Below are 19194 nucleotides of genomic sequence, written 5' to 3'. Positions count from 1 at the left end.
AAGCTCTATTTTGCGGGAGCGAAGCGCCGCGCGATTTCGCGCTGATCTTTAAGCAACTGCGGCGGTTCTTCATAAAGATAATCGAACATGGCGTCGCTCGAGGCGACGGGGGTAGAGGTATAGATCGCCACCGCTTCGGCGACTTCCGCCCCGCATTGCTTCAGGAGTTCAGCCTCCTGTTCCTTCGACCAGAGGCCCTTGCAAAGAAGATAGGCGCGCAGACGGGCGATGGGCTCACGCGTCCATTCACGCTGGACGACTTCCGGATCGCGATAGCGCGTCGCGTCGTCGGCCGTCGTATGATCGCCGAGGCGATAGGTCAGCGCCTCGATCAATGTCGGCCCGTCGCCTCCTCGCGCCTTTGCAATAGCCCGTCGGGCGGCTTCAAAAACCGCGACGACGTCATTGCCGTCGACCTGCTGGCAGGCGACGCCGGCCGCGACTCCCTTTTGCGCCAGAGTGGCGGCGGCGCTTTCGAGCGCACGCGGCGTCGAGATGGCCCAGCCGTTGTTGTTGATGACCATGACGACCGGCGCGTTCCAGACGCCCGCCATGTTCAGCGCTTCGTAAAAGGCTCCATTGGAGGTGCCGCCGTCGCCAATGAAGGTCACGGCGACGCGCTCCTCTTTGCGCAGTGAGAAAGCATAGGCCGCGCCGACGGCGTGGGCGACTTGCGTGGCGACCGGGACGCAATTCGGAAAGTCGTCCCTCGAATTCGTGAAATCACTGCCGCGCTCGTCGCCGCCCCAATAGAGCAAGCATTCAGCCATGCTCATGCCTCGCAGAAACTGCGCTGCATGGTCGCGATAAGAAGGAACGAGAACGTCGCGCGCCTCCATGGCGCAAGCCACGCCCACGCCGACTGCTTCCTGGCCAAGCGCCGAGGCAAAGGTTCCGAGCTGCCCGGTCCGCTGCAGCGCGATCGCTTTTCCGTCGAAAGCGCGCGTGCGGGTCATGGCGCGGTAAAAGTGCAGCAAGGCCTCGTCGCTCACCGGCAATGGCGTGTTCTCGCAAAGCTCGCCGTCCGGGGTGAGAAAGCGGATCAGATCAATCCTTGAGTCGATGATGGTGTGCAATCCCATGGAGATACTCCGCGGTCCCGCCGCATGCGGACGCGTCATCAGCGTAGCGAGGCAGTTGGCAGGTAGCGCGCCGTTACCGGAAGTCACGCGGGCGCACCTAAATTAAGCCACGCGCGCTTAAGCCCCGAACGGGCGGCAATCTGGCTGCAGAGAGACTTGAAAGAACGCGAGCGCGTCCAACGTAGCTCTCATGGTCGCTCTGACTTCCTCTGACCCACTCGCTTTTGGCGACGACATCGGCCCCGAGAAAATCGTCTATCTGCGGACCCACTCGGTCGGCCTTCGCGCAATCGTCGTCATCGACAACACAGCCGCAGGACCCGCGATCGGCGGAACGCGTATGGCGCCTGACGTGAGCGCCATCGAATGCTTCCGGCTGGCGCGCGCCATGACTTTGAAAAACGCCACCTGCGGACTGCGTCATGGCGGCGCCAAGTCCGTGATCTTTGGCGAACCCGGAATGCCGGCGGAACAAAAGGAGCAATTGATCCGCGCCTTCGCGACGGCGATTGCGCCGCTTCACGATTATATTCCAGGCCCCGACATGGGCACGGACGAAACGGCGATGGGCTACGTCCACGACGAAATCGGCCGCGCCGTTGGATTGCCGGCGGAAATTGGCGGCATCCCGCTCGACCAGATCGGCGCGACCGGCTTCGGCGTCGCTATCGCCGCAGAGGTCGCTGCGCCTTTCGCCGGGCTGTCGCTTGATGGCGCGAGAATTGTGCTGCAAGGCTTTGGCGCAGTCGGGGAGCACACGGCGCGCTTTCTCGAACGCAGGGGCGCCCGACTCGTCGGCGTCGCCGATATTTCCGGCGCTATTGCAAATCCCGAGGGGCTCGACATAGAGGCGCTTGCGCGGCTCAAGAGAGCTGGAAAAAGCGTCGTTGAATACCCTTATGGGCGCGTCCTCCCCAATGAGGCGCTCGTCGCCGTGCCATGCGATATTTGGATACCGGCGGCAAGACCAGACGCCTTGCGCGCGGACAATGTCGAGCGATTGAATTGCAGGTTAGTGGTCCAGGGCGCGAATGTCCCGGTTACGCCGGAAGCTGAACGCTACATGTTCGAGCGCGGGATCATCAGCGTCCCGGATTTCATCGCGAACGCCGGGGGCGTCATCACGGCCGCTGTGGAATATGACGGCGGCGTCAAAGCCACCGCGTTCGCGGCAATCGAGGAGAAAGTGGGCGGCAATACGCGCCTGACCCTCGAGCGCGCCCGCGATATGAAGGTTTCGCCTCTCGACGCCGCCATGACGTTGGCGACCGACCGGCTGCAAAAGATCATGCAGTTGAGACGCTGGCGCTAATCGAGACGCTCTACGGCGATCGCCGTCGCTTCCCCGCCGCCGATGCAAAGCGATGCGACGCCGCGTTTGAGGTCGTGTTTCCTGAGCGCGGAGAGCAACGTCACGACGATGCGGGCTCCGGATGCGCCAATTGGATGGCCAAGGGCGCAAGCGCCGCCGTGGATATTCACCTTTTCGTGCGGAAGCGAAAGCTCCCGCTCCGCGGCCAAAACAACGACGGCGAAGGCCTCGTTGATTTCGAACAGGTCAACATCCGTTAGTTCCCAGCCGACCTTTTCCATCAGTTTGTTGATGGCGGCGATCGGGGCGGTCGAAAATTTTGCCGGGGCGGCGGCGTGCGTCGCATGGCCGACGATCCTCGCGAGCGGTTGCGAGCCGAGCGCCTCAGCCTTCGAGAGGGTCGCCACCACGAGGGCGGCCGCGCCGTCGGAAATGGCGCTCGAATTGGCCGCGGTGAGCGTCCCGTCTTCACGGAATGCCGGACGCAGCCTCGGAATAGCTTCCGCCTTCGCCTTGCGCGGAAGCTCATCCGCGGAGGCAAGACGTTCTTCTTTTCCTTGCTTTACCTTCACGGGAACGATCTCGGCTGCGAAACTTCCGTCCTGCGTCGCTTGCTGTGCGCGCCGTAGCGACTCGAGGGCGAATTCATCCTGCCGGTCGCGCGTGAACTGGTAGGCTTCGGCGCAATCCTCCGCAAAGGATCCCATCAAGCGACCGTGCTCATAGGCGTCCTCGAGACCGTCTAAAAACATGTGGTCGACGATGCGCCCATGACCGAGGCGATAGCCCGCCCGCGCGCGGTCCAGGAGATAAGGCGCATTGCTCATGCTCTCCATTCCCCCCGCAACGACCACGCCCGACATCTCGGCGCGCAGGCGGTCATGCGCGTCCATAAGGGCCTTCATGCCGGAGCCGCACATTTTATTGACCGTGACGCAGCCGGTCGCCTCGCTCAAGCCGCCGCGGAGCGCCGCCTGACGCGCCGGCGCCTGGCCGAGACCGGCGCTCAACACACAGCCCATGATGCACTCGTCGACATTGTCGACAGGCACGCCGCTTTGCGCCACCGCGGCCTCTATCGCCCATGCGCCCAAGGACGGCGCCGACATCTCTTTCATTTCGCCCAGAAATGCGCCGATCGGGGTCCGCGCGGCGCCGACGATCACCACTTGGTCTTGCATGCGGGCGCCCTTTTGAAATGAATTCTGATTCACTAACTGGCGCAGCGGTGAGAGAGGAAAAGCAGCTATCCCGATCCGGGGAACGCGGGCTCGGGCGACCCGTCGCCGGCGAGAATCTCCGCGACCGCAGTCTGGGAGACCTCCTCGAGCGTCGCCGGCGACCATTTTGGCGACCGATCCTTATCAATGATCGCGGCGCGAATGCCCTCATAGAGATCATGGCCTTCCAAGAGGCGACAGGCCGCGCGATATTCGTTGACGAGGCACGCCTCCAGGCAACTCTCGCGCGATGCGCGCTGCAACAGGGCATGCGTCACCTTCAGGCTCGTGGGCGAATTTTTTCTTATCTCTGTCGCGGCCGAGCGCAGGAACGGCGAGCCGCTCGCGTCGAGCCTCTGCAGCATCTCTTCAACGTCGCCGACGTCTGCGGCTTCATCAAGTTCCCTTCTGTACTGCTCGAGCTGGCCTGGCCCCGGCGAATGATGAAGACTGCCGAGAATTGCAGCGACGTCCGCCGCAACGTCGATGGCGCACAGACGCTCGACGAGCTCCGGGAAACGGCGCGAATCGATCCAGACATCAGCCAAACCAAGGCTCAGAGCGTCGGCGCCTGTCACGGTCGCGCCCGAAAGCGCCATATAGACGCCAGGGCCTTTCGCGCGTGAGAGCAGCCACGTGCCCCCCACGTCTGGAATGAAGCCAATGGCGGTCTCGGGCATCGCAAGCCGTGTTCGCTCGGTGACGACGCGGCAATCGCCATGCGCCGACACCCCAACGCCGCCGCCCATCACGAGTCCATCCATGAGCACGACGTAGGGCTTGCCGAAGGACGCAATGAGAGCGTTGAGCTGATACTCCTCGCGCCAGAACGTCCTGTAATAGCTCTTGTCCCCATCGCGCATTCGATAAAGCGTGCGAATGTCTCCGCCTGCACAAAGCCCGCGCTCCCCCTCTCCGGTCGCCAGAACCGCGGCGATCTCCGGATCGGCCGCAAACTCTTCCAGCGCCCGCGTGAAGCGCCGCACCATGTCGAGCGTCAGGCTGTTCAACGCTTTCGGTCGGTTGAGCCGAATGCATCCAAGCCGCCCAACGCGAGAAACGAGAAGCTCTTCTTCCTCGATCATGCTCTCTGATCCCTGAGGAGTTCACGGGCGACGATGACGCGCATGATTTCATTCGTGCCCTCGAGAATCCGATGCACGCGCAGGTCCCTGAGAAGCTTCTCGATTCCATAGTCGGAGAGATAGCCGTAGCCGCCGAAGAGTTGGAGCGCATTGTCGACGATGGAAAAGCCTGTATCGGTCGCGATGCGCTTCGCCATGGCGCAGAGTCGCGTTGCATCCTGTTCGCCTCGATCCAAGGCGGCGGCGGCGCGCCAAAGCAAGGCGCGCGCCGCCTCCAATTCGGTCGCCATATCAGCCAGGCGAAATTGCAGGGCCTGATATTCAGCGAGCGCGCGGCCGAAGGCCTGGCGTTCGCGCACATAGTCGAGCGCCGCCTCCAGCGCTCGCGCGGCGCCGCCAAGCGAACAGGCCCCGATGTTGAGCCGGCCTCCGTCGAGCGCCGCCATCGCGATCTTGAACCCCTCGCCTTCCCTCCCGAGGAGATTCTCGGCCGGCACCTCGCAGTCGTCGAAGCTCACCGTGCGCGTGGGCTGGGCGTTCCAGCCCATTTTTCTCTCATTGGCGCCAAACGCGACGCCCCTGGCGGCGCCCTCCACGAGAAAGGCCGAAATCCCGCCCGCGCCGCTTTCGCCCGTCCGCGCCATGACGATGTAGAGATGCGCGTCGCCGCCGGCGCCGGCGCCGGATATGAACTGCTTCTGACCGGTCAAATAAAAGCAGTCGCCGCGCCTCGCCGCGCGCGTGCGCAACGCGGCGGCGTCGGAGCCGCAGCCGGGCTCGGTGAGGCAATAACTCGTCAGCCTTTCCATCGTGACGAGGTCCGGCAGCCAGCGCTGCTGTTGAGTCTTTGACCCGAACGCGCCGATCATCCAGCCGCACATATTGTGAATCGAGAGATAAGCGGCGACCGTCGGACATCCGGTCGCCAGCGCCTCGAAGATCAATGCAGCATCGACGCGGGATAGCCCTGAGCCTCCAAGCTCTTCTCCAACGTAGATCGCCGCCATGCCGAGGGCCGCGGCCGACCGGAGGGTGTCGACAGGAAAGATTTTGTCCCTGTCCCAATCGAGGGCATGAGGAGCAAGCGCTTCGCGCGAGAATTTGCTCGCCATGTCTCGAATGGCGATTTGCTCCTCGCTCAACCCGGCATTCGAGCAGACCGACATGACGTCCCCTATCGTTGCCCTGGGACACAGGCGCGCAAAGCGCCTTCCCGCGCCGCACGCGCGAGCGCAACCCTGCCCCGCGGCGGCTGACCCAGAAACTTGCAGATGAAGTCGCCCGCGTCCAGCAAACGGTCGAGGTCGACGCCTGTCTCGACCCCGCAACCATTCAGCATGTAAACGACATCCTCAGTCGAGACATTGCCAGTGGCGCCTGGCGCAAAGGGACAACCCCCGAGCCCCGCGACCGAGCAATCGAAGACGGCGAGACCAGTCTCCAGACAAGCGAAGACATTCGCCAGAGCCTGACCGTAGGTGTCGTGAAAATGCCCCGCGAGCCGCGGCAAGGGAACGTCTTTCGCGACGCGCTCCACAAGTGCGCGCGCCGCGAGCGGCGTTCCCACCCCAATCGTATCGCCAAGCGAAATCTCGTCGCATCCCAGCCTGTGCAGTTCAACCGCGATCTCCGCCACGCGTTCGGCCTCGACATGTCCCTCGAACGGACAACCGAGGACGCAGGAAATGTAGCCGCGCAGGCGAATGTCCGACATACGCGCTGCGGAGGCCAGCGCGCGGGCGCGCTCGAGGCTTTCAGCAATCCCACAATTCATGTTCCGTTGGGAAAAACTCTCGGAAGCAGCGGTCAGCATCGCGATCTCCTTCGCGCCTGCCGCGACCGCGTCTGTGAAGCCGCGCGAGTTGGGCGCAAGAACGGAAATGCGCGCGCGGACGTGCGGCTTTAGGGCCGCCAGAACCGCCCCGGTTTGCGCCATTTGCGGGATGAGCTTTTCGGGAACGAAGCTCCCGGCTTCGATATTTTGTAGTCCGGCTTCCGCCAGCATTTCGATCAACCGCACGCGCACTGCGACAGGCGCCGCAACCGCCTCATTCTGCAAGCCGTCTCGCGGTCCGACTTCGACCAAGCGAACGCGTTGCGGAATCGTCATGCCCCCTCCGCCATCGCGACGAGCCTTTCGCCTTCACGCACGGATTGGCCCTCGCTGCAAAGCACTCTCTCGATGACGCCATTGTGGGGCGCACTCATGGGGATTTCCATCTTCATGGCCTCCAGCAAAAGGATCGGCGCCCCTTTTATCACGCGCTCGCCGCCCTTCACGAAGATCCGCGTGACGCGGGCCGGCAGAGGGGCGAGAAAGCTCCTTTCCTTGTCCGCGGTCCGCGGTGGCGGCGCGAGCGGATCAATCCATTCGAATGCGAAATTGCGTCCTTTGTCGATGATGACAAAGCCGATCGGCCGGCGAATGAGCGAAAACTCCCGCCGTTCGTCATCGACGCAGAGCGCGAGCCTGTGTTCTTCGACGTCCGCCGACACGACCGAGCGCCGGCCCGAGGCCTCCATCCAGAACTGACGAGGGTCGAGAAGACCCATGCGACACGACAGAAGCTCTCCGTCGTGACGGAAGGCAAGCTGCATTTCATGACGCCCCGCCAGTCGCCAGGCGTCGGACGTCGCCCATGGCGACCACTGCTCTCCGAGCTCCGCCGCCGTCGCCCGCGCTTTTTGAGACGCCTGCGCACGCCAGGCGGAAACCGCCGCTGCGAGAAGCCATCGCGTCATTTCCTTGTCCGCAGGCGGCGTTGTCCTCGCTATCGTTTGCACGAGTCGCGTGTCCAGCTGGCCGGATACGAAATGCGGATCAGAGACGATATTGCGCAGGAAGTCGAGATTGGAGGCGACGCCGACGAGCGCCACCTCTTCAAGCGCGCGTTGCATCTTCCGCACGGCGCCCTCCCGCGCCTCGTCCCAGACGATAAGCTTGGCGATAAGAGAGTCGTAGTAAGGCGGGATCTCGTCGCCCGTCCTGACGCCTGTCTCGACTCGCAGCGACCGGCTCTCCGGCGGGAAGGCGAGATGTAAGAGCGATCCCGAGGACGGACGGAAATTTTCCGCGGGATCCTCCGCGCAGATGCGCGCCTCTATCGACGATCCGCGCATGCCGATCTCATCCTGTGTCATTGGAAGCGCTTCGCCAGCGGCGACGCGGAACTGCCACTCGACAAGATCGACCCCGGCGATCATCTCGGTTACAGGATGCTCGACCTGCAAGCGCGCGTTGACTTCCAGGAAATAGAAGACGCCGTCCTTCACCAGGAACTCGACTGTGCCGGCGTTTGCATAGCCAGAAGCGCGCGCGATCTCCGCCGCCGCCATGCGCAGGTCGCGTCGCAAGTCAGGCGAGAGATCCGGCGCCGGCGTCTCTTCGACGAGCTTTTGATGATTTCGCTGAAGCGAGCAATCACGCTCCGGGAAGGTGACGACGTTTCCGAAGCCGTCGGCGATCAGTTGCACCTCGACATGCCGAGGGCGGTCGAGATATTTTTCGATCAGCAAGCGACCGTCGCCAAAGGCGAGCAACGCCTCGCGCGAGGCGCTTTCCATTGCAAGCGGCAGCTCGTCTGCGTTCCAAACAAGCCGCATTCCGCGGCCGCCGCCTCCGGCTGAGGCCTTGACGACGACTGGAAAACCGACGTGCTCGGCGGCGCTCAGAAAAGTCTGCGCATCCTGCGCATCGCCATGGAAGCCAGCAAGCGTTGGAACGCCAATCTGCCCCACGAGTTTCTTGGCGCCCGACTTACTCCCGACCAAGCGCATCGCGTCGGCCGACGGCCCGATAAATACAAGGCCAGCTTCTGCGCATCTTGCCGAGAACTCGGCGGCTTCAGAGAGGAATCCATAGCCTGGATGGATCGCTTCGGCGCCGCTCCGCCGTGCAGCCTCGAGCAGCCGGTCAATCGAAAGATAACTCTCCGACGGTGGGGCCGCCCCGATCGCAAAGGCTTCGTCGGCTAGTCGCACATGCAGGGAGTCTCGATCGGCCTCCGAATAAACCGCAACGGTCTTTACGCCCATCCTCTTTGCCGTTCGGATGATCCGGCAGGCGATCTCGCCACGGTTCGCAATAAGGACCTTGCGGAACATGTCAGGAGGTCCGCAGCGATCGCCAGTCCGGCGGGCGCTTTTCCAGAAACCCGTTCAGCCCCGCGGCGCCTTCGGCAGACGCGCGGCGCTCGGCGAGAAGACGCGCAGTTTCCTTTATCAGCGCCGCGTCGATCTTCCGCTCTTCACATAGCGCGACGAGGCGCTTCGCCTGCGCCTGCGCGCCGGGCGCCCCGAGAAGAAGCGCCTCGACGAGACGATCGCGCACGGCGGTCAACCCGCCGTTGGCCGCGACCTCGTGAACGAGCCCGATTTGCAACGCGCAATCCGCGCCGACGATTTCGGCCGAGAGAAACAGAGCCCTGGCGCGGCGTGCGCCCACGGCCTTGACGACATAGGGTCCGACCACTGCGGGAATGAGTCCCAGCCTGACCTCACTGAGGCAGAATTTCGCGCTTCTCGCGGCAATGGCGATATCGCAGCAGGCGACGAGCCCGACGCCGCCGCCGAACGCAGCGCCCTGAACAAGCGCCATTGTTGGCTTTGAGATCGTGTCGAGCGCCTCGAACATGGCGCCGAGCGCTAGTGCGTCGCGCTCATTGCTTTCCGGCGCCGCGCTCGCCGCTTCGCGCATCCAGTCGATGTCGCCGCCCGCGCAGAAATTCTCCCCCGCCCCGGTCAAAATGACGAGACGCGCGTCGGCGTCCGCATCCAGGCGACGCAATGTTTTGGTCAACAATGCAACCAGCGCGGCGTCGAAGGCGTTGCGCTTATGAGGGCGGTTCAGGGTCAGCGTCACCACGCCGCGCTCGTCCCGGAATTCCATCAGATCCATCGCGCCCTCACATGCGAAAGAGGCCGAAGCGCGTCTGTTGGACAGGCGCATTGAGGCTTGTAGATATGGCGAGCGCCAGCGTGCGGCGCGTATCCAGCGGGTCGATGACTCCGTCGTCCCAGAGCCGCGCGCTCGAATAAAGAGCGCTTCCCTGACGGTCATATTGCGCGCGCATCTCGGCGGCGAAAGCCTGCTCCTCTTCCGCAGACCAGGATTGTCCCCGCGCCGCAATCGCGCTTGCGCGCACGCGGGTCAGCACCGTCGCCGCCTGCTCTCCGCCCATGACGCTGATCCGGGCGTTCGGCCACATCCACAGGAAACGCGGCGAATAGGCGCGCCCGCACATGGCGTAGTTTCCGGCGCCGAAACTTCCACCGATCACAACAGTGAACTTTGGCACCGCGGCGGTGGCCACCGCCGTCACCATCTTTGCGCCCTCCTTGGCGACGCCTTGCGCCTCATATTTCTTGCCAACCATGAAGCCCGTCGTATTCTGCAAAAACACAATCGGCGTCTCGCGCTGGGCGCAAAGCTCTATGAAATGTGCGGCCTTCAAGGCGCTTTCGGGGAAGATGACGCCGTTATTGGCGATAATTCCCACTTCATGGCCCCAGATCCGCGCAAAGCCGGTCACCAGCGTCTGCCCGTAGAGCGCTTTGAATTCGTGGAAATCGCTCGCGTCGACGAGCCGCGCGATGATCTCGCGGACGTCGAACTGCTTACGCAGATCGACGGGAATGATCCCATAAAGTTCTGATTCTGCGAACAGCGGCGCAACAGGCTCTCTCGCCGCGACGTTGCGCGTGCGGGGAAGCGCAAGACGGCCAACGGCGTCTCGCGCAAGCGCCAGCGCATGGGCGTCATTCTCCGCCATATGGTCCGCCACGCCGGAATTCGCGCAATGAACTTGCGCGCCGCCAAGCTCTTCCGCCGATACACGCTCGCCCGTCGCCGCTTCCACGAGGGGCGGACCGGCGAGAAAGATCGTTCCTTGATTGCGAACGATAATCGTTTCGTCGCACATCGCCGGCACATAGGCGCCGCCCGCCGTGCAGGAACCCATAACGACGGCAATTTGAGCGACGCCGTCGGCGGACATCTTCGCCTGATTATAGAAGATGCGGCCGAAATGATCCCGGTCCGGAAACACTTCGTCCTGAGTCGGGAGATTGGCGCCGCCGGAATCTACGAGATAGATGCAAGGGAGGCGATTCTGCGCGGCGATTTCCTGCGCGCGCAGATGCTTTTTCACGGTCATCGGAAAGTAGACGCCGCCCTTCACAGTCGCGTCATTGGCGACGATCATGCACGCGCGGCCATGGATCCGGCCGACGCCAGCGACGACGCCAGCGGAAGCAAGGGCCCCGTCGTACATTCCATGCGCGGCGAAATGCCCAATCTCCAGGAAAGGCGAGAGCGGGTCGACGAGCGCCTCGATGCGCTCACGGGCCAGCATCTTGCCGCGCGACAGATGGCGCGCCCGCGCGGTTTCTCCACCGCCCTGGCGAACGGCGGCCGACGTCTCGCGCAAATTGTCGACAAGCGCCTGCATCGCCTCGCTGTTCTGGCCGAAGGCTACGGCGTGCGCGTCAACCGACGATTCCAAAATCGTCATTCATCCTCACACAAAACTAACGGGTCTCCATGAAAAGCTCTCGCCCGATCAGCATCCGTCTGATTTCGCTCGTGCCGGCGCCGATCTCATAGAGCTTGGCGTCGCGCAGCAGCCGCCCTGCCGGATAGTCGTTGGTGTAACCATTGCCGCCGAGGCACTGGATCGCCTCGAGGGCCATCCATGTCGCGCGTTCGGCTGCGAATAGGATGGCCGCGGCGGCGTCCTTGCGCGTGCTTCGTCCCTGATCGCAGGCCCTGGCCACGGCATAGACATAAGCCCGTGCGGCGTTCAGCGCCGTATACATGTCCGCGAGCTTGCCCTGCATCAGTTCGAATTCGCCGATAGGTCGGCCGAACTGCTTGCGGTCGTGGACATAGGGCAAAACGACATCCATGCAGGCGCGCATGATCCCGATCGGACCGCCGGCGAGCACGGCCCGTTCGTAATCGAGGCCGCTCATCAGAACGGCCACGCCGAGCTCCGGCTGTCCGAGGACGTTCTCCGCGGGAACGACACAGTCTTCGAAAACGAGTTCGCTCGTATTGGAGCCGCGCATGCCGAGCTTGTCGAGCTTTGCGCCCGCCCGAAAGCCCGGAAAGCCGCGCTCGACAAGGAAGGCCGTAATGCCATGCGCGCCCGCCTGTGGGTCCGTCTTGGCGTAGACGATGACGACGTCAGCGTCCGGTCCATTGGTGATCCACATTTTCGCGCCGTTGAGAACATAGGCGTTCCCGCGCTTCTGCGCCGTAAGTCGCATGCTGGTCACATCCGACCCAGCCCCCGGCTCGGACATCGCCAGCGCGCCGACATGTTCCCCGGAAACGAGCTTCGGGAGATAACGGCGCTTCTGTTCAGGCGCGCCGTTACGGTGGATCTGATTGACGCAGAGATTGGAATGTGCGCCGTAAGAAAGGCCGACCGAAGCGGAGGCGCGGCTCAGTTCCTCCATCACAATGACATGCTCGAGATAACCGAGCCCTGCGCCGCCATACTCTTCCGCGACCGTGACGCCGAGCAATCCGAGCGCGCCCATCTTGGCCCAGAGATCGCTCGGAAAGGCGCTGGCCGCGTCCATCTGCGCGGCGCGCGGCGCGATCTCCCTGGCGGCGAAACTCTCGACCTGCTGACGCAGAAGAGTCGCTGTTTCGCCGAGATCGAAGTCCATCACAGGCGTAAAGTGGCGCATCGCGCGCGCTCCAAAACGCCGCAGAGCGGCACAAGCGGCTATATTTGCCAGCGCTTGAGCGTTTCAAGGTCCCGCCGCCGCCTCGGCGGCGTCCGGCTGCGCGGCAGGATGCGCCGCCTGAAAGGCCGGGTGCTCGGCGCAAACGGCGGCGACCGCGCGGATGTTCGGGTAGGGATCAAGACTGACGCCGAAACGCTCTGCGTAGAAAACGTGCGGGGCAAGACAGACGTCGGCGATCGTCGGCGTCACACAGAAGCAGAAGGGCGCGGGTCGTATCAGGGCTTCGACGGCCTCGAGCCCCAAACTTGCCCAATGGCGGCGCCAATCGAGAACGGCGCGCTCGCTCTGACCGAGCTGCTGCTGGAGATAAGAGACAACGCGGAGATTGCCGAGCGGATGCGCGTCGCAAGCGATGGCGAGCGCAGCCGCCCGCGCGCGGGCGGCGCGGATCGGGTCTGCCGGAATGAGCCGCGGCTCGGGCTGGAGCGCTTCCAGATAATCGATAATGGCGAGCGACTGGGTCAGGACCGTCCCATCGTCGAGCTCGAGCGCGGGCACGAGGCCCTGCGGGTTCTTCGCGAGATACGCCGGCTGCTTCTGTTCGCCGCCGTCGCGCAGGAGATGCACGAAGCGACGTTCGACGGGGACGCCCTTGAGCGCCAGCGCAATTCGAACGCGGTAGGCCGCCGACGAACGAAAATAATCGTAAAGCAGCATGACGTCCTCCTGATGCAAAAGTTTTGCGCGCTGAAGATTGAGATAGGGCTACCCGCAGGGCTCGGCCGCAATATCTTCCGCCTAACGACAAGGTAGATCGGCGATGACGGCGCTTGTTTCCGACCCTGCCGCCCATGGGTCGCTCGACAACCCGATGGGAACGGACGGCTTTGAGTTTGTCGAGTTCGCGCATCCCGAGCCGGCGCGGCTCGCCGACCTCTTTGGGACCATGGGCTTCGCCGCTGTTGCGCGTCACCGCTCGAAGGATGTGACGCTCTATCGGCAGGGCGACATCAACTATGTCCTCAACGCCGAGCCCGACAGTTTCGCGGCGCAATTCGCGCGTGAGCACGGGCCCTCGGTTTGCGCCCTGGGTTTCCGCGTGAAAGACTCGGGCGTGGCTTTCCGCCGTGCGGAAGAGTTCGGTGCGAGGCTCGTTCCGTCGCGCGCGGGCCCCATGGAATTGCATATCCCCGCGATCGAGGGCGTGGGCGGCGCGCTGATCTATCTCGTCGATCGCTATGGCGAGAAGGGCTCCATCTGGGATATCGACTTCCGTTGGACAGGCGCGCCAGATCCGCGGCCGGAGGGCGTGGGGCTCACCACGATCGACCATTTGACCCATAATGTTCGGCGCGGCCGCATGGACGCGCTCGCGGACTGGTATGCGCGCCTCTTCAACTTCCGCCAAATCCGCTATTTCGACATCGAAGGCCGATTCACCGGTCTCTATTCCCGGGCAATGACGAGCCCGTGCGGGAAAATTCGTATTCCGATCAATGAAAGCGCCGACGAGACGAGCCAGATAGAGGAATTTCTCGAGGCCTATAACGGCGAGGGCGTCCAGCACATCGCCTGCGCCTGCGGCGATATTTACGCGACTGTCCGAAGGCTGCGCGAACGCGGCCTCGACTTCATGCCGGCGCCGCCCGACAGTTATTATGACGCCATCGAGAAACGCCTCCCTGGCAATGGCGAGCCTGTCGACAGGCTGAAAGACCTCGGCGTTCTTATCGACGGCGCGAGCGACGGCGGCAAGCCGCGGCTGTTGCTACAGATATTTTCAAAGACCGTGGTCGGTCCGATCTTCTTCGAATTCATCCAACGCAAGGGCGACGAAGGCTTCGGAGAGGGCAATTTCCGCGCTCTCTTCGAGTCGATCGAAGAGGATCAGCTGAGGCGCGGCGTTCTGAAGCCGGCAGGTTGACATGACAGGGTACATGAGCGGCTTCGGCAATGAGTTCGAGACCGAAGCCTTGCCGGGCGCGCTGCCCAAAGGACGCAACTCGCCGCAACGCTGTCCCTATGGCCTCTATGCCGAACAGCTTTCGGGATCGGCTTTCACCGCGCCCCCCGGCGCCAACAAAAGGTCCTGGCTTTACCGTATCCGCCCGTCCGTGCTGCACGCGCGGCGCTTCTCTCTCGCGGACGCGCCCTTGTGGAAAACCGCGCCCGCGCGGGCGGAGACGGAACGGCCCCTCGCGCCGTTGAGATGGGGAGCGATTCCGCTGACCGAGGAAAGGCTCTGTTTTGTCGATGGCGTGAGGACCATGACGACTTGCGGCGACGCGGACGCCCGCGTCGGCATGTCGGCAGGGGTCTTTGTCGTTACAGAATCGAAAGGCGACCAGTATTTCTACGACGCTGACGGCGAACTTCTCATCCTTCCCCAGCAGGGCGCGGTCCTCTTCGAAACCGAGTTCGGCGCAATCGATCTCGCGCCGGGAGAAATCGGCGTCATCCCGCGCGGGGTGAAGTTCAGGACGCGACTTCGCGACAGCCCCGCACGTGGATATTATTGTGAAAACTACGGCGCGCCCTTTACTTTGCCGAACCGCGGCGTCATCGGCGCGAACGGCCTCGCCAATCCGAGGGATTTCCTTACGCCGACGGCCGCCTTCGAGGATGACGCCCACCCCTGCCGCCTCACGGTGAAATGGGGCGGACGCTTCTACGACTGCGATCTCGATCATTCGCCGCTTGACGTTGTCGCCTGGCACGGCAATTACGCGCCCTACAAATATGATCTCCGCCGCTTCTCGCCGATGGGCGCCCTCCTCTTCGATCATCCGGACCCGTCGATCTTCTGCGTGCTCACCTCGCCTTCGACACAGCCGGGCGTTGGCGACATCGACTTCGTTATCTTCCCTGAGCGCTGGCAGGTCGCCGAGGACACGTTTCGGCCGCCCTGGTTTCATCTGAATGTGATGAGCGAGTTCATGGGACTGATCTTCGGCGCCTATGACGCCAAGCCCGAAGGCTTCGCTCCCGGCGGCGTGTCGCTTCATAACGCCATGCTGCCGCACGGCCCGGACGCGGACGCTGTCGCAGCCGCGACGCAGACCCCCTCGACTCCCGCCAAAATGGAGAACACCCTCGCTTTCATGTTCGAGACGCGCCTGCCGCAGCACCCCACGGATTATGCGCTCACCCTCGATGCGCTCGATGAAGATTATGCCGAGTGCTGGTCGGCGTTGCCGAAACGCTTCGATGGGACGCCCGGAGGCGCATCATGAAACTTGCATCGCTGAAGGGCGGCCGCGACGGGCGGCTCGCGGTCGTTTCGCGGGATCTCACGCGCGCGGCTTACGCAGACGATATTGCGCCGACGTTGCAGGCGGCGCTCGACGACTGGGCGAAGGCCGCGCCGCAACTCGAACTGCTCGCCGAACGGGTGGAAGCCGAGACGACGACGACGTTCCGGTTTCGCGAAAGGGATTGCGGCTCTCCCCTGCCCCGCGCCTTTCAGTGGGCGGACGGCTCCGCCTATGTCAATCACGTTGCGCTGGTGCGGCGCGCACGCGGCGCCGAGGCGCCGGCGTCGTTTTGGAGCGATCCGCTGATGTATCAGGGCGGCTCCGACAATTTCCTGGGGCCACGCGATCCGATCCCCCTGCACGACCCGGCCCATGGGCTGGACCTCGAAGCAGAGGTCGCCGTGATCACGGACGACGTGCCGATGAATGTCACGCCGCAGGCCGCGCGCCAGCACATCAAGCTTGTGATGCTGGCAAACGACGTGACGCTGCGCGGGCTCGTTCCTGACGAGCTTGCAAAAGGCTTTGGATTCTTTCAGTCCAAGCCCGCCTCCGCTTTCTCGCCGGTCGCGGCGACGCCCGATGAGCTGGGCTCCGCCTGGGACGGGGCGAAACTGTCGCTGCCGCTGCTCTCGTCGATCAACGGCGCCCCGCTCGGCCGTCCCGACGCCGGCATAGACATGACGTTCGACTTCGGCCAACTCGTCGCTCATGCTGCGCGCACGCGGCGGCTCGCGGCCGGAACGATCATCGGCTCGGGCACAGTCTCCAATCGCTCGGCCGACGGCGGGCCCGGTCTGCCCGTTGCGCAAGGCGGCGTCGGCTATTCCTGCATCGCCGAACAGCGAACGGTCGAGACGCTTGTCAGCGGCGAACCCCGTACTCGCTTTCTCGAAGCTGGCGACGTCGTGCGCATCGAAATGCTCGACGTCAATCGGCATTCGATCTTCGGCGCCATCGAACAGACCGTAAGGTCTGGTTGAGGGTCAGGCCGCAAGGCCCTTGGCGCGGAAATAATGCAGGTCTCCCCTGGTAAGGATCCGATCGCCAGGACGAAGCTGGTGCGCCTCGATATCGGGTTGCGTCAGCAGATCGTCATAGAGCGCGCCGAAGTCCTGATAACACTCCTCAAGCAGTTGCTCGAAATTCTCGATGACGAAATACGTCTGCTGATAATCGCTGATGATGTATTTGGTTTGCATGATGCGCTCGAGATCGAAGGCGACGCGGTTCGGAGACGAATCCTCGAGCGCAAAGACGCTCTCGCCGGGCGAGGACAAAATGCCAGCCCCGAAGATGCGAAGACCCTCGGGCGTCTCGATAAGCCCGAATTCCACCGTATACCAATAGAGCCGCGCGAGATTGTGAAGCTGGTTCCTGTGCAGCGCCCGCTGACCGCCCTTGCCGTACGCTTCGAGAAATTGCGCGTAGATGGGGTCTGCAAGAAGCGGCACATGCCCGAAAACATCGTGGAAAACATCCGGCTCGGAGAGATAATCGAGCTCATGCTCGGGCCGGATGAAGGCTCCGGCGGGAAAGCGGCGATTGGCCAGATGATCGAAGAAGGCGTCGTCAGGGATCAGGCCCGCCACGGGAACGACGCGCCAGCCGGTGAGGCCGGACAGGCGTTCGCTCAATTCGGCGAAATCGGGAATGCCGCCGCGCGACAATTCGAGCTTCTGCTTCGCCGCAAGGAAAGCTTCACAGGCGCGACCCGGCAGAACCTTCGCTTGCCGAGCATAAAGCCTGTTCCATCGGTCGTGCTCTTCGGGCGTATAAGAAGGCCAATCCTGGTCAATCGTCCAATCCGCATTGCGGCGCGCATGGGCGTAGCGGTTCTTCTCCAAAGCTTCGGTCATAACGGACCTCGCTTGCAACCCCCATCCACCGTTTGCGGTCTCCCCTGAGATCGCGCGTTGCGCCAGCGGGGGCCGGATGAGGGCGATGCTCGTCTGATATTATAAGTCACGCCGTCACCGCTTGAAGGCGCGCCGGGAGGCCGCGCCAGCCTGTGCCGCGCGGCGCCGCGCCCTAGATGGGAAATCATGTCTGAGCTCGCCCATTTCATCGGCGGCCGGCGCGTGCAGGGCGCCGGGCGCCACGTCGACGTTTATGAGCCCATGACCGGCGCGATGGCCGGGCGCGCGCCAATGGCCACTCCCGCGGAAGTTCGCGCCGCGGTCGAGAATGCTCGCGACGCGCAGCCCGCCTGGGCCGCGACCAATCCGCAGCGGCGCGCGCGTGTGTTCTTGAAGTTTCTCGAACTGGCGTCGCGCGAGATGGACGAGCTCGCGACGATTCTCGCGCGCGAGCATGGCAAGACTGTCGCCGACGCGCGCGGCGATCTTCAGCGCGGTCTCGAAGTCGTCGAGTTTTGCGTCGGCGCGCCTTATCTGCTGCGCGGCGGATTCACCGACTCGGCGGGACCGGGAATAGACACCTATTCCATGCGGCAGCCGCTCGGCGTCGCCGCCGGAATCACCCCGTTCAATTTCCCCGCGATGATTCCGCTCTGGATGTCGGCCCCGGCCATCGCCTGTGGCAACGCCTTCGTGCTCAAGCCGTCGGAACGCGATCCTTCGACGCCGCTGCGTCTCGCCGAGCTGATGATCGAGGCTGGACTGCCGCCCGGCGTCTTCAATGTCGTCAATGGCGACAAGGAAGCGGTCGACGCGCTGCTCGACGACGGCGACGTGAAGTCGATCGCCTTCGTCGGGTCGAGCCAGATCGCCGAATATGTTTACGCCCGCGCCTGCGCCCACGGAAAGCGCGCGCAATGTTTTGGCGCTGCAAAGAACCACATGGTCATCATGCCCGACGCCGACATGGGCCAGGCGGTCGATGCGCTGGTCGGCGCGGGATACGGCTCGGCGGGCGAACGCTGCATGGCGGTTTCCGTCGCGGTTCCGGTCGGCGAGGGGACCGCGCAAAAACTCATGGAGCAGCTCGTCCCGCGGGTCGAAAGCCTGAAAATCGGCCTCTCTACCGATCCTTCGGCGGATTTCGGGCCGTTGATCTCCAAGGCGCATCTCGCGCGCGTCAACGATTACGTCGCTCTCGGCGTCGAGGAAGGGGCGAAGCTTCTCGTCGACGGCCGCGGTTTCAAGATGCAGGGCTATGAGGAAGGCTTCTTCATGGGCGGCTGCCTGTTCGACGAAGTGACGCCCCAGATGCGCATCTACCGGGAGGAAATTTTCGGCCCTGTCCTGAGCGTCGTGCGGACGAACGCTTATGAAGAGGCGCTCGGCCTGGTCGATTCCCATGAATATGGCAATGGCGTCGCGATCTTCACCCGCGACGGCGACGCGGCGCGCGACTTTGCGTCACGCGTTCAGGTCGGCATGGTCGGCGTCAACGTGCCCATCCCAACGCCGCTCGCCTATTACACATTCGGCGGCTGGAAGCGCTCGGCCTTTGGCGATCTCAACCAGCACGGCGACGACGCCTTCCGCTTCTACACGAAGACCAAGACCGTCACCTCCCGATGGCCGAGCGGCGTAAAGGAAGGGGCGAGTTTCGTCATCCCGACGATGTCCTGACGCG

16 protein-coding genes are annotated in these 19194 nt (G+C 63.6%); 5 read left to right on the top strand and 11 right to left on the bottom strand.

From position 1 onward, the window contains the following. Positions 1 to 5: 5 nt before the first annotated feature. Complete coding sequence (gene pdhA, locus ACETII_RS12560) at positions 6 to 1082, bottom strand: pyruvate dehydrogenase (acetyl-transferring) E1 component subunit alpha (protein WP_472785698.1); 1077 nt, start codon at positions 1080 to 1082, stop codon at positions 6 to 8. A gap of 190 nt (positions 1083 to 1272) precedes the next feature. Here pdhA and ACETII_RS12555 point away from each other — a divergent pair, with 190 nt between their 5' ends. Further along, the gene (locus ACETII_RS12555) at positions 1273 to 2394 is read left to right on the top strand and encodes a Glu/Leu/Phe/Val family dehydrogenase (protein ID WP_472785697.1); all 1122 of its coding nucleotides are present in this window, start codon (positions 1273 to 1275) and stop codon (positions 2392 to 2394) included. Here ACETII_RS12555 and ACETII_RS12550 read toward each other — a convergent pair. The 9 genes from ACETII_RS12550 to maiA all read right to left on the bottom strand — a co-directional run bounded on the left by ACETII_RS12550 (position 2391) and on the right by maiA (position 13114). Then, positions 2391 to 3575: an acetyl-CoA C-acyltransferase gene (locus ACETII_RS12550; RefSeq protein ID WP_472785696.1), complete on the bottom strand. Its 1185-nt coding sequence runs from the start codon at positions 3573 to 3575 to the stop codon at positions 2391 to 2393. The genes ACETII_RS12555 and ACETII_RS12550 overlap by 4 nt on opposite strands. Positions 3576 to 3640: 65 nt before the next feature. After that, complete coding sequence (locus tag ACETII_RS12545) at positions 3641 to 4699, bottom strand: enoyl-CoA hydratase/isomerase family protein (protein WP_472785695.1); 1059 nt, start codon at positions 4697 to 4699, stop codon at positions 3641 to 3643. Beyond that, complete coding sequence (locus tag ACETII_RS12540; RefSeq protein ID WP_472785694.1) at positions 4696 to 5865, bottom strand: acyl-CoA dehydrogenase family protein; 1170 nt, start codon at positions 5863 to 5865, stop codon at positions 4696 to 4698. Before ACETII_RS12540 ends, ACETII_RS12545 begins: the two co-directional genes overlap by 4 nt. An 8-nt stretch (positions 5866 to 5873) precedes the next feature. After that, positions 5874 to 6809, bottom strand: a complete 936-nt coding sequence (locus ACETII_RS12535; protein WP_472785693.1) for a hydroxymethylglutaryl-CoA lyase — start codon at positions 6807 to 6809, stop codon at positions 5874 to 5876. Further along, a complete protein-coding gene (locus tag ACETII_RS12530; RefSeq protein WP_472785692.1) occupies positions 6806 to 8803 on the bottom strand; it encodes an acetyl/propionyl/methylcrotonyl-CoA carboxylase subunit alpha in 1998 nt (665 codons plus the stop codon). The genes ACETII_RS12535 and ACETII_RS12530 overlap by 4 nt, the downstream gene beginning before the upstream one ends. A gap of 1 nt (position 8804) precedes the next feature. Beyond that, the gene (locus ACETII_RS12525; protein WP_472785691.1) at positions 8805 to 9596 is read right to left on the bottom strand and encodes an enoyl-CoA hydratase-related protein; all 792 of its coding nucleotides are present in this window, start codon (positions 9594 to 9596) and stop codon (positions 8805 to 8807) included. Between the two features lie 7 nt (positions 9597 to 9603). Next, complete coding sequence (locus tag ACETII_RS12520; RefSeq protein ID WP_472785690.1) at positions 9604 to 11211, bottom strand: carboxyl transferase domain-containing protein; 1608 nt, start codon at positions 11209 to 11211, stop codon at positions 9604 to 9606. Between the two features lie 16 nt (positions 11212 to 11227). Beyond that, complete coding sequence (locus ACETII_RS12515) at positions 11228 to 12397, bottom strand: isovaleryl-CoA dehydrogenase (protein WP_363346404.1); 1170 nt, start codon at positions 12395 to 12397, stop codon at positions 11228 to 11230. A gap of 63 nt (positions 12398 to 12460) precedes the next feature. Beyond that, the gene (maiA, locus tag ACETII_RS12510) at positions 12461 to 13114 is read right to left on the bottom strand and encodes a maleylacetoacetate isomerase (RefSeq protein ID WP_363346402.1); all 654 of its coding nucleotides are present in this window, start codon (positions 13112 to 13114) and stop codon (positions 12461 to 12463) included. Between the two features lie 103 nt (positions 13115 to 13217). Between maiA and hppD the strand changes: the two genes are divergently transcribed. The 3 genes from hppD to ACETII_RS12495 are packed head-to-tail and all read left to right on the top strand — an operon-like array spanning position 13218 to position 16634. After that, positions 13218 to 14321 (top strand): 4-hydroxyphenylpyruvate dioxygenase, encoded by a 1104-nt coding sequence (hppD, locus tag ACETII_RS12505; RefSeq protein ID WP_363346400.1) that lies wholly within the window; start codon positions 13218 to 13220, stop codon positions 14319 to 14321. A gap of 1 nt (position 14322) precedes the next feature. Then, complete coding sequence (hmgA, locus tag ACETII_RS12500) at positions 14323 to 15630, top strand: homogentisate 1,2-dioxygenase (protein ID WP_472785689.1); 1308 nt, start codon at positions 14323 to 14325, stop codon at positions 15628 to 15630. Next, on the top strand, positions 15627 to 16634 hold the full coding sequence (locus tag ACETII_RS12495) for a fumarylacetoacetate hydrolase family protein (protein ID WP_472785688.1): 1008 nt from the start codon (positions 15627 to 15629) through the stop codon (positions 16632 to 16634). Before hmgA ends, ACETII_RS12495 begins: the two co-directional genes overlap by 4 nt. 3 nt (positions 16635 to 16637) lie before the next feature. Here ACETII_RS12495 and phhA read toward each other — a convergent pair whose 3' ends face one another. Continuing rightward, complete coding sequence (gene phhA / locus ACETII_RS12490) at positions 16638 to 17510, bottom strand: phenylalanine 4-monooxygenase (RefSeq protein ID WP_472785687.1); 873 nt, start codon at positions 17508 to 17510, stop codon at positions 16638 to 16640. A gap of 186 nt (positions 17511 to 17696) precedes the next feature. On the opposite strand from phhA, the gene ACETII_RS12485 reads away from it, so the two are divergent. Next, positions 17697 to 19190 (top strand): CoA-acylating methylmalonate-semialdehyde dehydrogenase, encoded by a 1494-nt coding sequence (locus ACETII_RS12485; RefSeq protein ID WP_472785686.1) that lies wholly within the window; start codon positions 17697 to 17699, stop codon positions 19188 to 19190. Positions 19191 to 19194 lie beyond the last annotated feature (4 nt).

This window comes from Methylocystis sp. NC52PC (genome assembly GCF_055698645.1).
This window is presented reverse-complemented; position numbering and strand designations above follow the sequence as displayed.